The 15,007-nt window shown below is 42.4% G+C and carries 12 protein-coding genes and 1 pseudogene; 1 reads left to right on the top strand and 12 read right to left on the bottom strand.

Annotated features, from left to right (window positions below; translation table 11 throughout):
- Positions 1-68: 68 nt before the first annotated feature.
- The 10 genes and pseudogenes from BLQ57_RS17980 to BLQ57_RS17940 all read right to left on the bottom strand — a co-directional run bounded on the left by BLQ57_RS17980 (position 69) and on the right by BLQ57_RS17940 (position 10,945).
- Complete coding sequence (locus BLQ57_RS17980; protein ID WP_087940952.1) at positions 69-605, bottom strand: class I SAM-dependent methyltransferase; 537 nt, start codon at positions 603-605, stop codon at positions 69-71.
- A complete protein-coding gene (locus BLQ57_RS17975; RefSeq protein ID WP_087940953.1) occupies positions 602-1,507 on the bottom strand; it encodes a class I SAM-dependent methyltransferase in 906 nt (301 codons plus the stop codon). Before BLQ57_RS17975 ends, BLQ57_RS17980 begins: the two co-directional genes overlap by 4 nt.
- A 103-nt stretch (positions 1,508-1,610) precedes the next feature.
- Positions 1,611-2,129 (bottom strand): annotated as a pseudogene (locus tag BLQ57_RS21505) (class I SAM-dependent methyltransferase); the annotation flags it as partial.
- 46 nt (positions 2,130-2,175) lie between these two features.
- A complete protein-coding gene (locus BLQ57_RS21500; RefSeq protein WP_244887428.1) occupies positions 2,176-2,499 on the bottom strand; it encodes a transcription elongation factor 1 family protein in 324 nt (107 codons plus the stop codon).
- Positions 2,496-3,884, bottom strand: coding sequence for an O-antigen ligase family protein (locus BLQ57_RS17965; protein WP_087940954.1), 1,389 nt, complete (start codon positions 3,882-3,884; stop codon positions 2,496-2,498). The genes BLQ57_RS21500 and BLQ57_RS17965 overlap by 4 nt, the downstream gene beginning before the upstream one ends.
- A complete protein-coding gene (locus BLQ57_RS17960; RefSeq protein WP_087940955.1) occupies positions 3,875-4,804 on the bottom strand; it encodes a glycosyltransferase family 2 protein in 930 nt (309 codons plus the stop codon). The genes BLQ57_RS17965 and BLQ57_RS17960 overlap by 10 nt, the downstream gene beginning before the upstream one ends.
- Positions 4,788-6,080, bottom strand: a complete 1,293-nt coding sequence (locus BLQ57_RS17955) for an oligosaccharide flippase family protein (protein WP_087940956.1) — start codon at positions 6,078-6,080, stop codon at positions 4,788-4,790. Before BLQ57_RS17955 ends, BLQ57_RS17960 begins: the two co-directional genes overlap by 17 nt.
- A gap of 13 nt (positions 6,081-6,093) precedes the next feature.
- On the bottom strand, positions 6,094-7,161 hold the full coding sequence (locus tag BLQ57_RS17950) for a GumC domain-containing protein (RefSeq protein ID WP_087940957.1): 1,068 nt from the start codon (positions 7,159-7,161) through the stop codon (positions 6,094-6,096).
- Positions 7,158-9,752, bottom strand: coding sequence for an SLBB domain-containing protein (locus BLQ57_RS17945; RefSeq protein ID WP_087940958.1), 2,595 nt, complete (start codon positions 9,750-9,752; stop codon positions 7,158-7,160). Before BLQ57_RS17945 ends, BLQ57_RS17950 begins: the two co-directional genes overlap by 4 nt.
- A 161-nt stretch (positions 9,753-9,913) precedes the next feature.
- On the bottom strand, positions 9,914-10,945 hold the full coding sequence (locus BLQ57_RS17940) for a radical SAM/SPASM domain-containing protein (RefSeq protein WP_317042239.1): 1,032 nt from the start codon (positions 10,943-10,945) through the stop codon (positions 9,914-9,916).
- A gap of 93 nt (positions 10,946-11,038) precedes the next feature.
- Here BLQ57_RS17940 and gldB point away from each other — a divergent pair, with 93 nt between their 5' ends.
- The gene (gldB, locus tag BLQ57_RS17935; protein ID WP_087940959.1) at positions 11,039-12,043 is read left to right on the top strand and encodes a gliding motility lipoprotein GldB; all 1,005 of its coding nucleotides are present in this window, start codon (positions 11,039-11,041) and stop codon (positions 12,041-12,043) included.
- Here the strand turns inward: gldB and BLQ57_RS17930 are convergent.
- Together BLQ57_RS17930 and asnB are read right to left on the bottom strand one after the other, a co-directional pair.
- Positions 12,006-13,232 (bottom strand): glycosyltransferase family 4 protein, encoded by a 1,227-nt coding sequence (locus BLQ57_RS17930; protein WP_087940982.1) that lies wholly within the window; start codon positions 13,230-13,232, stop codon positions 12,006-12,008. The two genes, gldB and BLQ57_RS17930, sit on opposite strands and share 38 nt — an antisense overlap.
- Positions 13,229-15,004: an asparagine synthase (glutamine-hydrolyzing) gene (gene asnB / locus BLQ57_RS17925; protein WP_087940960.1), complete on the bottom strand. Its 1,776-nt coding sequence runs from the start codon at positions 15,002-15,004 to the stop codon at positions 13,229-13,231. Before asnB ends, BLQ57_RS17930 begins: the two co-directional genes overlap by 4 nt.
- Between the last annotated feature and the right edge of the window lie 3 nt (positions 15,005-15,007).

Raw genomic sequence — 15,007 nt, 5'->3', positions numbered from 1 at the left:
AGAGGGTACAGGAACATTGACAACTACATTAACATGATTTATTTCATTGCTGGGAAACTCAAATTCGACTACCCACTATATTCCACATAGAGCCGTAAAAGAATATTCTTTAGATTTCTAATCATACTGGGCAAAGCGAAAGCGTTTGGTGTAGAAATGTAAATCCTGCCCCCAGGCTTAAGAATTTGATAGATTGTTTTCCAAAAATGAATGGGGTTGAATGTAATATGCTCTAGAATTTCGCTAAAGACGATAAGGTCGTATTTGTTTTCTACATTTTGGAATCCTTGGAGTTGAGATAGGTTATCTTCAATAATCGGTTTTATTCCATATTTCCCTGCTCGTTGCTTTACAAAATCTAAGTTCCAAAAGTTTGAAACATCCATTCCGTCAACCTGAAAGCCTAAACTCTTTAAAATAATCGAATTATGAAGGTAGTGACTTCCTATATCAAGGACGGAGATCTCACTCTTTTCTAACCCATAATACTCTCTTATGAATGAGTTGAACCTAAGATATCTTTTCTGGTGAAAGGAAAAATAATCCTGTTCACTTTGCTGCGATGATTTTTGAAGTTCGGCTTCTACTATTTCTATCGTGGTCATCTATTGAAGTAAAATGCTGCTTGATCTCCCTGTTGTATTTTATTTAGTCTTTTTGCTTTTCTTTCAAGGTTTTTTAACTCAGCTTTTGAAAATTGATTGTTTAATTCGAAGTCAACAAAATTTTTATTTTCTTTATAAAGGGCTGTTCCCCAAAATTGACTTGCCGTACTATCAAAAATTACCTTTTCCAATTTCAATCCATGTCGGCTACCAAGGGTTTCCATTCCTTTTACACTTGGGATAAACAAATGCCTCGGTGCGTCTAATTGAAACCAAAATTCACGGTCTTTTTTCCAAATCAAGCCATCTGTCACCGGGAGTCGGATGAGTAGTTTTCCTCCGGGAGTCAAAAGATTCGCCAACTGATCAAATGCAGCATTAGGATCCGGCAAATGCTCAAAACTATGATGAAGCATCAGCACATCAAAAGTTCCCTCAATCTGATCCAGTGATTTTTTGGCAATGCTCAAGCCCTGTCGATGCGTCTCCTGCTGAATGTAGGGATCAAAACCATATACATTTTTAAACCCAGAATAGGCCAATTGATGTAAGACGATGCCCGCACCGCAGCCAATGTCTGCAATTCGGTCTTCTTCCCGTAGATCCAAGTTTTTGATCCAGTCGAAATATTCGGGACCACTTTGAATCCATCCTTTTTTAAATAGCTGATACCGCAGTCTTTTCACTTGCTTTTTGATGGCCAAATCTTCCCTAACTTCTTGAAAGGCATAGTAATCTTGAGGATAAAATCGGCCCAAGTCCTCGGGAATTTTTGCTATCCAAATCGAGTGACAGTCTTGGCACTCAAAGTAGTCAAATTGCTCCCCCCAACCGTACATTCGCTCTTTCCCAATAAAGGAGGAGCTTCGATTAGAAAAGCAAGCCGGACAAGTGGAGGACATTTAAATTAAATGAAAATGGTTTGAATTAATTAAATAATTTTTCCAAATGTAATAAGATTGCGTATTCATGTAAACTGATCTAGCATTAAAAAGATCAAACATCCTACTGTTTTTTCCTACAAATAATCCATTGATTTACTTGAAATAGGTTTTGTATCAACCTGTTTATTTTTTTACTAACTGGCATTTGGTAAGAATATAGATTACTTAATTTTTCGCCTAATCCATGAGTAAAATGATCTACTATTTCTAGATCAAGGTTTTGACAAATTTTTGCAAGAGTGGTTTTAGGGAAGATATAGGTATGCTCTACGCCATCAATGATGTCAGGAACTTTCATTTGGATGAAATTTATAAACCGATGAAAATGATAGAGATTACTATCAAGGTTAGGAGTACCAATAGCGATTATTCCTCCTGGCTTGGTGATCCTTTTCATTTCTTGGATATATGCTGAGGGGTCAAGTACATGTTCGATTACATGGGAAATATGAATAAAGTCAAAATAGGATTCCGGGTATTTTGCATCTATTAAATCACCATGGAAAGTTTCAACAGGGAAATGCATTTTTACAAAATCTAAAGCTCCAGAATCAAATTCGGTAGCATATAATTTAAAATTAAATTTGTTCGCATAAGCTAGCCCTAGCCCTAATCCACAGCCGACATCAAGAAATACCCCCCCCCCCCCCCCTCCCTAATTTATTAAGATATCTGATATTCTTTATAATCCTTTGATTGGGTTGATTTTCAATCTCTTCAAATTTTTCTAAAATTATTTTTTGATAATTCATGGAGTTATAATGATCTTTCTCATAATAAGAATTGTAATATTCCTCCAATTCTTTTTTATCAGCCATAGGGTTGGCAAAAGAAACTTTGCAAGCTTTGCATTTAACTCTTGAAATATGTGGTCCTTTTCTTTTTAGATCCATCGCAAAACCAACTAATTGTTCAGAATTACAGATAGGACATTTTTTATATAAAATCATGTTCTCGTTTTTATTTTCGAAAATTCATTCACACTAAAGCCAACCATCCACCAAGTCACCCAAGAAACGTAGGTATAAATCTCCACATTGGCAGTGAAAAGGGGAAGTAAAAGGCCAAATTTGACAGTTCCAGCCACAAATGCTAGGCGGGCCACAGCAGTATTTTGGCTCAATTTAAATACACGAATCGATAGAAATATCCCTGAAAAAAGGGCAGCAATATACAACAGCATGCCTAGCCAACCCAGTTGAACCCCATAGATGAGAAACTGATTTTCACCCCCGACCCGCAGGTCTTCGCTCACACTGCCAAAGTTGCCACTCATCGCCAACCCGATTCCCTGAGGATTGGCAATCATCGAATCCAAAGCCAAAAACCACTCCACCACATGCCCTACACTGGAGGTATCGGCTAGGGTAATCGTGTCAATCACAAAATAGAAAAAGTCTTCTGATGCAAAATAAAAGAGGTAAATAACAAAAGCGAAAACGGCTGCCACTCCTATTCCGATCAAGCGATAAAGCCCAAACACCAAAGCGATAAAAAACAGCATGACAAAAAAGGCCGCAAAAGAGGCTCGCGAAGAAGCAAAAACCAAGCTACCCACACTGCAAAACATCACCAGCAAATACGGCCAAGAAGTATCCTTCCGCTGAGTTAGGAACCAGATCAATCCGGCAGAAAATCCCATCAAAACGGAACTCGCCAGCTCCAGCGGATCAGAGAAAAAGCTCCCCAACCGCTTCATGGCATTGGTAGACTCAAAGGTCCAAGTCAGCCCATAATTCCCCTCGGGTTCGATATCATTGATGTGAAGGTTAAAGAGTGCATAGCCGGTAAACTGCTGCAGATGGGCATTCAAAATAAAATGCTCCAGCAGATTAACCAAAAATGCTCCAATTGCCACCATGAAAATAAGCTTAAACAAGCGATGAATTTCCCCCGAATCAAAACTCGTATTTCTTCCCAGAAAATAGACTAACCCCGGCATCAGCATACTTTTGTAATACAGAGCCTTGTTGAGAAAGGAAGCTTGACCGATCGGCAAAAGCAAAAAGAGAAAAGCCAGACTCAAAAAGGCCAACAAAAAGTAATCGGTGCTTTGAAGCCTAAACGGGTATTCAAAAAATTTGCGTTGGTAGATTAGCCAAGAGATCAAAGCCAAAAGAATGATGATTTCCTTGCTGGATTGAAATATTCCAACAATCAGTCCGGATTGCGTGCCCTGATAGACCAAGCTCAAGCTCGTGATATAAAAGGGAAGGAAAGCTGCTAAAAAGTAAATGAAATAGGCCCATTTTCCTTTGAAGATCAACTGCTGTACAGTCCAAAGAAATCCGGCTCCTACTGCCAAAGCGACCAATATAAATGCAATCAAGGCCATTGGGGAGCAGGTTTAAGTTCGGTGCTCAATCCATCTTTGATTCCTTTGGCCACAGCTTTAAGTTTTTGAAACCTTCCTCGAATTAAAAAGTAAATCATCCAAATGGAAAATCGAGCTGAATGATAGCCATAGGCAAAAATAGGAAACTGATTTTTAGAACGAATAAGATAGAATTGATTGCGAACATGGAAATAAAACACCCGCGGACTCAGCGTTCCTTCAGCATGTTTTTGCTTCGAAGAAGCTCCTGCCTCATGATAGATTTTAGCTTGGCTGGCCAAGTGGATCTCATAGTCTTTTTCGCGAAAGCGAAGTGACCACTCCACATCTTCGAAGTAAGCGAAATACTGCTCATGAAGGAGTCCCGCATCGAGAATAGCTTCCTTGCTTAAGAGCATGCAGCAGCCTGTTGCCCAGTCCAATTTCCTATCCGAAAGGGAAAAATCTTCAAGGTTTTTTCGATCTTTTAAAGTGATCGCACGACTGAATAGTGAGTTCCATCTTCCGCCGGCGCTCCAAATTTTTTGGGGTTTATCGAGAAAACAAATTAAAGGTTGAACGACCCCGATTCGCTTTGATTCTTTGATTTTCAGGACCATGTTTCCGAGAAAATCAGCCTCTACTTCCGTATCATTGTTCAGCAGCATTAGGTGAGAAAACCCCATTTCCAGCGCTTTCCTAATCCCTAAATTATTACCCCCTGTGAACCCAAGGTTTTCTTTGCTTTGGATCAAAAGTACCTCAGGAAACTCTGCCTCCAAAATTTGTCCTTCATTTCCCTCAGAGGCATTATCTACTACAATCACACGAAAGTTTGGAAAATCCACTTTTTTCAAGGAGGCAAGACATGCCCGTGTGAACTTTAGTCCGTTCCAATTGACCAAAATAATCGCGACCGATATATCAGGAGTAAAAGCCACGGAGGAGATCTCTTTTATGTTGATAAAGTAAACCCAGACAAATCAAAAAGACCATCACCTCGGTAGAAATAATTGCAAAGCAAAGTCCTACAGCGCCAAAGGATGCAGTAAGAATGGATGCAGCTAGGATCATATAAACACACATCATCCAACTGGCTCGAAAGAGGAGCTTTTTAAGATCTGCTACAAGGAGCAGGGTAATATTACCGACATTGAGGCAGGCTAAAAATGGCACAATGGCTAAGAGCTGTAAAAAAAGAATCGATTCTTCTAAATCGGATCGGGAAAGTACTCGGATAATCCACGGTGCAAGAAAAAAGGTCAAGCTAGAGATCAGTGCTCCACCAATAAGTACCCGTTTGTACACTCGCTTTAAAAACAGAAAAAAGGCCAAGAGATCTTCTTTGTAGAGTTTTGCTGAATTAGGAAAGACGGCTTGGATAATTAAAGCCGGAAAGAGACGTACTACCATCACTACCCGCTCGGCTAGGCTGTACATGCCGAGGATTTCACCCGAGTAGAAAAAACTCAGGATAATCAATCCCCCATTAATGGAAATATGACTGGCTAGATTGCTGAAAAACAGCAAGACATTACTTTTTATGCTTAGCCAGATTGCCGAAAACTCCGGTCGGTAGAATCGAATTCCCAAGAAAGAATGGATATATCCGAGCAAAAGGAGATTAATGCCCAAACCGAAAAAGCCCATCATGAAATTGACCCATTGACTTTGCTCCGGGCTGTGAATGAAAAGGACAATTCCCATCAGGAATAGTAGCTTGGAGAAGATATTGGCGATGGAGATCAGCTTCATTTTTTCCATTCCCTGAAAAAACCAAAGCGGTAGTGATGCTTCCGAGAACAAAAGGAGGGCTGAGAAGACCAGGATCATCTGGTATTCCTGAAAGAGGTTAAAGCCAAAGACACCGACTAGAATCAAAATACTGGCAATCAAAGCCAGTAAGAGTTTTCCCGAGAAGATATTAGACACCAAATGCGAAAGCGCCTCTTTATCATTTTGATTGACAGCTACTACTCTCGGCGCACTGAGATTGTATCCAAATCCCACTAGGATATTCAAAAGCACGATGACCGATAGTGCAAGATTGACCAAGCCAAATTGATCCACACCGATACTCTGAATCAAAAGCGGCATGGAAATGATCGAAATCAGCACATTGGAGGACTGAATGACCGCCAGGAATAAAAAATTCTGGAGGGATTTGTTTCGGATGTAATTTCCGAAGGGCAGAAGCTGATTGAGTTTTTCAAACATGGCAGCTTATGATTTAGCCTTCCTGCACATGTTTTTGGTACAATCGGCGGAAATAAAGATAGAAAATGACAAAAATGAAGGTAATAAAGGCTCCCAAAACCATCCCTTTTACGAGTCGAATTTCCGATCGTTTGAGGGGAAATCTTGGCGAATCGATGATTTGAATCAGAGGGGAGTTGTTTCGATGATTGACTTTAGCAATTTCAAGGTTTTTGACTACCTCCTGATACACTGCGCCTGTGGCTTGCACATCGATTTGACGTTTTCGACTTTCCACCGTAGCGCTGCTGAGCAAGGGATTGGCATTGGGAACTTGATCCGTGGCAGTAGCATATTCGCCTATACTGGCATCTAGAATTTTGCGGACCGAATCGGCCTGAGTCTGAAGGATAGCCAGGTTTTCACCCGTTTTTTTGGTTTTCGTTTCTAAGTAAAAGGTATTTACCTTTTCTACCAAGGTCTCATTAAATACCTTGGCAAACGCCTCATCTTTGGAGGAAATGCTCACCTGAATGATGCTGAGTTTCCGGTCAGGCTTGATGACCGAAAGTTGTTTTTCCCGAATGAGCTTGGCGACTTCTTTGACGACGGAGTCTTGGGCTACCGAAAAAGCCTCCCTCGCAATCGAGAAATCCATGGCAGGGATATCCACTTTGGAGGCCCATTTTTTATCAAGTTTTTCGAAGCTGACAAAGCGATCGATTAGGAGATGATTTTCATCAAATTGGCTCAATAAAGTCTCCCCTAGCATTCGGTCCGATTTATAAAGCTCCATGATATTGTCACCTTGGAATAGTCCGCTCGTGCTTCCGAGGGAGCCAATGTTCACTCCGACCAATGAGGCCAAGCCAGACATATTTCCAAGACTGCTTCCATCACCTTCTTCCAATACAAATGAGGTCTCAGCATGGAATACTGGCTTTTTTAAAATAGAAACCAATGCTCCTAACCCTAATCCAATGATTAAAGCGATGATCAATACTTTCCATTTTGAAGTAAAGAATGAAAACCACTCTTTGAAATTGAGAATGACTTCTCGAAGAGTCCATTGATTATCCGAAAAATGCTGTTTTCCCGTCATGGTTGGTTCCAGTTGATTTGAGAGAGCACCAAAGCCAAAGTGGCTAATCCTGTCGTCACACCGACTACATCACCAAGACGTAATGGGATTTTTGGGCCTTTGGTGGGGACGATGACCTCTGCTCCGGGTTCTATGGGAGGATAATTTCTGATTCCCAAAAATCCGGTGGTACGTTTTACCGCTCCATTGGCATAGACGACATAGGTTTGTTTTCGGTTGGCTCTGCGCTCAAAACCGCCTGCTCGATTGATGTAATATTTTAGGCTTTTGCCGCTTTCATGTCTGAGGGTTGTGGGATAGACCACATCTCCTCGCATTCGGATGGTCTGAAGAAGTTTGGGTACAGAAAGAATATCTCCTTCTTCCAAAAGCAAATCGTTTTCTGAGCCCGGGTTTTTCAAAATTTCCTCGAGATCTATAGCTACAGCCTCAGTTTCCCTGATTTTCACAGCAAATCCCGGAGTCTCCGAAGCAATCTGATCTAGGGATTCTTTTTTGGTTTGGGCGAGCTGATTCTCCGTAGCATTTTCGGCACCTAGCAGATCCTTAAACAAGCGCTGCAAGAGTTCCTCCTGTGCTTCCGAATTATTGGGGTCAGCGAGAAGTTGGATCCGGAGAGCTTCTAAGTTGCGTTGTCTTCTGACTTGCTCGGATTCGGTATTAAAAAATTCCGTCCTACGAATCAAAGTAGCCCCTTTTGCATAAGCGAATCGATTAAGACCTCCTGCACGGTTAATGAGGTCAGAGATGCGTTCGGATGCCGCTTGAATGGCAAACATGCCCGGTGAATTGACCTGACCCTCCACGGAGACCAGTTTTTGCATGGTAAAACTCGCTCGCTTTCGTACAATCACTTGATCAAAAGGCAGAATGATTTCTGAATTTTCAGAAGGAGCCAAATTGGAATTGACCTGCACAGGAATGATGTCCGAAAGTGTCCCCAAAGCGACATCTTCTACCCGTCGGGCGATTTCGATGTCATTGGGATTAGCGGACTCTTGCAGGCCCCCCGCTGATATCAGCAGGTCCTCCACGGTCATGGATTCAGAATAGGGATAGACTCCCGGCCGTTTTACCTCACCCAATACCTGTACGTAGCGCTCATTTTGGATATCATAAATACTGGATATTCGAATCACATCTTCCCGCTGAAGCAGGATATCTTCAGAATTACCTGCCAAAATATCTTTTAAATTAACCTGAATGAATGCTGTGCTCAGGTCGGGTTTAGTGCGTAAAATACTCGCTTGCTCCGTATAGGCATCGCCTCGGAGACCTTCCGCGTTTTCGATCAAATTACTTAAAGTCAACCCTTCGCTCAGTGCAAATGTACCTGCTCTGTAAACGGCTCCTTTGATCTGTACTCGATTGCTAAAGCGATCTAGGATTTTTCCAACCGTGATTTCATCTCCTCCTTTGAGGATAAACATCCCAAACTGGTTTTTGTAAACATCCGAGACTGAGCGCTGATTACCTGTGACTCTTGAGATCGCTACCCGATCCTGAAATGCCAAGTCTGTAAAACCGCCCGCATAGTCCAAAAGATTGTCGAAGGTATCTTGGTCTTTGATTTCGAAGGTTAAGGGCCTTTTGACCTCGCCATTGATCTTGACACGTGAAATAAAAGGACTGACCAAAATCACATCCTGGTCCTGAAGTTGAATATCCAGATTAGCTTGACCGTTGATTAGTAGATTATATACATCGACTGTGGCAATCTGCTTGTTGTCTCGGACAACTTTTATTTCTCGCATCGTCCCATTGTCATTGGGTCCGCCTGCGGCGTAGAGCGCATTGAAAACAGTGGAAAAAGCACTCAAAGTGAAGGTGCCCGGAAGACGAACTTCTCCTAAGATATGTACCTTGATGGTCCGGACATTACCTAGCGTCATTTGCAAAAAAGTCACCGGATTATTTCCAGAAAGTCCAGGATAATAAGCGGCAACCCGATTTTTGACAATCCCGGTGGCTTCTTCTATGGTCTTGCCCGATACAGAGATAGGGCCAATGTTGTCAAGTAAGAGAAAGCCATCTGGATTTACCGTAGCTTCGTAATATTGCTCGGATTGTCCATAGATATCCACATAGACCACATCCCCCGGGCCGAGCACATAATTTTTTGGAGTAGCTTGATTGAGGCTAGGCTCGAAGCTCAAGCGGCGGTTTCTTTGATAAAAAAGATTAGTGCCAAAAATCTGACTTGGCATCTCTCCCTCAGTCATAAATTCCTGAGGTTGAATCAATCCTTTGGTAATTTCACTCAAATCCATTTGTTGGCGGGGTTCTCGACGGGAAACATTGCTGCTTCTACTACTTGCTCCGCTGCCATCAATATCTTGGAGACGACTTCGGAGTTTTTCAACTTCGATCTCAGGCAAACCTCTCAGTTGAGCCATTTGGAGAAACTCTGCCGTACTCAGTCCCATGTCATTGGCTCGCTTGACCAATTCACTGATCTGATCGTCTGTCAATTCATCTACCTTGATGGAGGTGATGTCAATGGACTCTTGTGCTAAAGTAGGTAATGGACTTCCTATGGCAAGGAAGGCAATAAGGGTAAAAAAATACCAAATTCGTCTGTGTAAAGTCATGAGCAATAGCTATCCCGGGTGAATTTCCAACAAATATGCGATTTAACCCGCAATATGCATTAGACTTCCCAATGCATAGTGAGGATTTAAAAATCCGTCAATTTCTGAATTTAACCAAAAATAGTTCCAAAAAGCTATTTTCTTCACCAAGATAGTTGACTCTATTCGGTACAGTTTTTACAGATTTCGATCTCTTTTCTGTCAGTAATCAGCTGTTGCCTGAACAGCATGTACTCGGAGGATTTCCAAATTTGACTCAGACTTTGAGTTTGAAAACTTCCCATAACATGGTTAGCATCCTTGTCAAAGCAACAGGGAACCATCTTGCCATCCCAGGTCACTACCGCACCTTGCCACATTCGCCAGCATTTATTTTCGATTTTCTTTTTGAGCTTCCACTTACCTTTTCCATCGGGAACATAGCGCGAATAGCCCAAGTCAGCGGGGATCAGATCAGAGCCATTTTCAAAATCATAAATCTGAATACTTTTCAGTTGCAACTCATCCACACCTATTTCTTTGGCCCAGTGTTTCAATTCAGGAATCTCCTGCTCGTTTTGTCCCGTGACCAAAAATTGTAGAATTATTCTCGGAAAAACGCTCCCTTGTTCCTTTCTCAGCTTCAGCAATTCGCTCAATCCAGTTTTTACTTTTTCCAATTGCCCTCCGACCCGGTATTTTTCATAAGACGCTTGAGAGATTCCATCCATGGAAATGATGAGTTGCTTCAGGCCGGAGTCGAGGATTTGCTGATTGGTTTTTTGATTTAAATAGTGTGCATTAGTAGACGTGGAGGTAAATACATTCCGCTGATCAGCATATCGGACCAAATCTAAAAATTTGGGATTCAGAAAAGGCTCCCCCTGAAAATAGAGATGAAGCCAAGTGAGATGATTTTTGCTTTGATTGATGATTTCTTGATATAATTTCTCCTGAAGCATTCCCGTAGGTCGAGAGAATGCTCGCAATCCCGAGGGGCATTCCGGACAGCGAAGATTGCAGCTTGTGGTAGGTTCGATACTTAGGGTAGTGGCTTTGCCCCAAAGAAGAACCTGTCCTAGTCCCTGACTAAGCCAAAAAGATAAGCGAAGCAATATCAAGTTGAGGATTTTTTGGATCGTCAACATCCGGAAAAAGGCCCAGCCGAGAATCAATTGGTTTTTCACCTTGGAAAGTAAGACATTCGTAATCACTTCGGCAAAATTTTATACTCAAAAAGCCCATAATATCGTTTTTACCCCAATTGTAAAGGAATCTGTACTTTTGATCTTTCAATCACCAAGCTTATGAATAGAAATCTTTCTGTAGTTACGCTACTGCTCTTGATGGTTTTATTTTCCTGTGGCAAAAATGACGAGGCATGCCGACTGGATGAGGATATCTTAAATCAGGAGTTGACAGTAGAAATAGTGCGTCTCGAAGATGAATTTTTTAAGGCAGAAAAAGCAGCAGATTATTTATATCTGCTGGAGCAATACCCCGAATTCACAGACGAATACCTGCAGGCTGACTTGTATCCTGATTTGACTAGCCTCTCTGAGGAATTGGTACAGGTTCATCAGGACTCTGCTTTGAGGGTGCTTTATGATTCTGTAGCTTTAGAGTTTGCGGATATTTCAGAGATTGAACAAGAGTTGGAGCAGGCCTTCAAATACATTAAGCATTATTTTCCTGAATTTCAGGTACCCAAGGTCTATACTTTTGTTTCAGGGTTTAATTCGGACCTGATTGTGACGGAGGAACTGATAGTAATTGGCTTGGACTATTACCTGCCGATTGAGCATACTTTTCAGCCGGATATGGCCCGCTACATGGCTGATCGCTACGAAAGTCGCTACTTGGTCCCCATGATTGTGACGGCAATTAGCTCCAGGTTTAATGAGATCAATCCTCAGGACAATACACTTCTGGCAGAAATGATCTACTATGGCAAAGCCTATCACTTTACTAAGGCGATCATGCCCTGCACTTCGGACCAGTTTATCATCGGCTACACCCCAGAAGTAATTGCAGAGACCTTTGACAATGAAGAATTTATCTGGTCACATTTTGTACAGAACGAATTGCTTTACGAAACCAACCCTTTTGAAATACGAAAATACATCGGTGAAGCGCCATTTACGGATGCCATTAGTACGAAGGCACCGGGACGAATAGGACGATGGTTGGGATGGAATATCGTGGATGACTATCGCTTTAATCAAGAAGTAAGTCTGGACGAATTGATGGCCAATCCCAATGCCGAGCAAATTTTTAGGCAGTCAGGATATAGACCTCGTCCCCCGCAGTAGAGGGTTTCTGACTAGGGTCGAGTAGTCGATTTATGTGGTTCTGTGCTTGTGCTTTGGAAAAATGGCGCTCTGCCAGTTTTCTGGAGTTTTTCTGCATCTCGACAATATGCTCAGGAAGCAGTTCGAGCTCTTCCAGTTTGGCAAAGCAAGCGTTCATTTGTCTCGGAAGGCATGAAATTCCCAGTTGAAACTCCTCAACCAACTGATATACCCAGCCTTCATGATTGACGATGATTGCTTTTCCGGCTCCCAAGGCATCAAAAAACTTATTTGGGCTGTTGGTTTTGAGGATGGGGAGATGAGCAAAAGAAATCCACGAGAAATCTGTCAATGCCAGCACTTCATTTACTTTTTCCCTAGATCCAAAAGGGAAAAAACGGACATTTTTCAACCCATATTGTTCCGCTTGTTCTTTGATATTTTGCTCATGACTGCCTGTGCCCATGATTAAAAATTGCCATCGCTTTTTATGGGTTTGGGCTAGATGGGCGAGTTCGATGAGTTCACCTACCGCATTTACTTGACCAATAGCCCCCGTGTAGGCGATGGTGAGCTCATAGTCTAATCCGTATTTCTTCAGCAAAGCAGGAGATTTTTCCTGTGGATAAAACATCTCCAAATCGGCAAAATTAGGAATTATCGAAATCGGCGTATTGGGTACTTTATCCCGGATGTAGCTGGCGATTCCGGGAGAGAGAGCTATAATTTTCATGGATTCACGATAAATTTTAGCTTCCAGTCGGTAGAGGAGTTGCTTGAGTAGTGGATTTCTAATCGCACCTACCTGAATCGGCGCCTCCGGCCACAGGTCTCTCACTTCAAAAACGAAAGGGAGGGCCATTTTCTTTTTGGCCCAAAGGCCTATCCATCCTGTAGTCAGAGGGGTGGAACTGATGTACAGCATGTCCGGTCTTTTTAATTTTTTAAGCAAGGCTTTACATTGCCGGGCAAAGTCCCAGAAAGCTTTAATTCGTTTGAAAAAGCCAAACTTTTGATCATAGGGAACGGGTAGATAGTGCACCTTCATTCCATTGATCCAGCGCTGATCGTAGCTATCCGAATGATTTCCACTCGTAATCATCTCGACCTTAAAGCCGGCTTTGATCATACCCAAAGCCAAGTGATAGGAGCGCACGGCTCCCCCTTCTTGAGGAGTTCTGAAATATTGATGAATGTAGATAATTCTCATAGCTTCTGAAGCTTTAACCATTCCCCAAGAATGAACATATTATACAATGTCAAAAAATGAGTTGTGGTGTGTTTTTCAGGATGATGGAGCAGGGCTTTCACCTGTGGGCTAAAGTGACTTTCATGGCTTTGGCCAAATTCCTTCAAGCTTGTAAAGACCTTTTTTGTGAAAGGTCCTTCGGTGGAAAGCCACTCCTGCAGAGGCAATCCAAACCCAAATTTAGAACGTTTGGCAACCCAAGAAAGGTCCAATTCCTTCAAAAGTTCTTTAATCCACACTTTCTCTTTTATGACATTATCATCTTCTATTGATCTCCAAAATTGTACTAAGCCTTCGTCCAAATAGGGAGATCGGCCCTCTATCCCATGGGCCATGAGTGCATTGTCCTGAATTTTTAAGACATCCTGCACCAAATATACCTGCCTATCAAAGTCAAGCATTTGCTTGTAGCGGGGTAATTTTTGGTCAAATACCCTTTCGTAATCGGTAAATAAATCCTGTGGGATAGCCTGCAAAGCGGAAAAATTAAGAAAAGTACGCCTTGGATCTTTATCGATTCCCTCGAAAAATTTTTTCCATTTTCTACCCAAAGGAAGAGAACGAAGAAGAGGCTGAAGTACTAGCAGCGGTTCTTGATATTGAAGGTATTGGTCAAAGGCCCTGTGTCGCTGATAACCTCCCCATAGTTCATCTGCACCAGCTCCGGAAATCATAACTTTCACATCTTCTTTGGCCGAATGGCCGATCAGCCAAGTCAGAAAACTTGCAGAATCTCCCACCGGGAAATCAAGGCTCATTAAGTAATCTTCCAAATGCCTTAAAAAAACCTCCTCATCCACCGGAATCAGGTGGTGTTCCATTGGAAATTGCTTCGCAAAGGAAGCCGAAAAGTTTCCATCTGCGTATTTGGAAGCATGTTTCTTTTCGCTTTGGATAGTATAAGTGGGCAAAGCCCGCCCCGAAGACCTGTACCACAACGCATAGAGCAAGCTACTGTCTGCACCTCCACTCAGCATCATGCCTACAGGAGCCTCTGCATGAAATTGCTTCTCGATTGCTTTTTGAAGCAATTTTTTGAAGCTTTCTCTATTCTGAGGCAGCTCCTTTTGGGCTAGTTGAGGAATATTATCCCAGCGAAAGGCGGAGTGTTGCTTGATTTCACTGAATCTTGAGGGTTTCCATTCCTTTATTCCTTTGTAAAAAGTCCGACCGGGCTGTGGAGTTCTCAGGTAGAAATAATAGTCAAGCTGATACTGATCGAGTTTTTTTTGAGTGAGCTTGGCTATTCCCCTGCTTTCGGAAGAGAGGATGAATGTTTCCTGCGTCTGCATAAAATACAGGGGCTTTTCCCCGTTTTTATCCCTTGCGACGAGTACCTGCTGTGCGCTTAGGTCTACATAAGCGAGAGCGAACATTCCCTGCAATTTTTCTAGGCCCTTGGCGCCAAAGATCCGCAGCCAATGCAATACAACTTCTGTATCCGAATGGGTAAGAAAGGAAACGCCCATTTTTTGAAGGAGATCTCTTAGTTCTTTGTAATTGTAGATTTCTCCATTCCAGATCAATAGGGATCTTCCGTCAGGGCTCCAGAAAGGCTGATCCGCATCGGGACCGGGGTGGAGGATTTTAAGACGGTTGACACCAAGCCATAATCCTGGCCAAGGGCTATAGGAAGCGGACTGATCAGGACCACGATGGGCAGCGCTTTCCATCAGTGTTTTGATGGCTTCTTCATTAGCGCCTTTTCCCCAAATCAGATGGATGCCGCACATGGA

Source organism: Algoriphagus faecimaris (assembly GCF_900101705.1).
GTDB classification, from domain to species: domain Bacteria; phylum Bacteroidota; class Bacteroidia; order Cytophagales; family Cyclobacteriaceae; genus Algoriphagus; species Algoriphagus faecimaris.
Note: the sequence above shows the minus strand (reverse complement) of the source record. Positions and strands in the feature narration are given on the sequence as shown.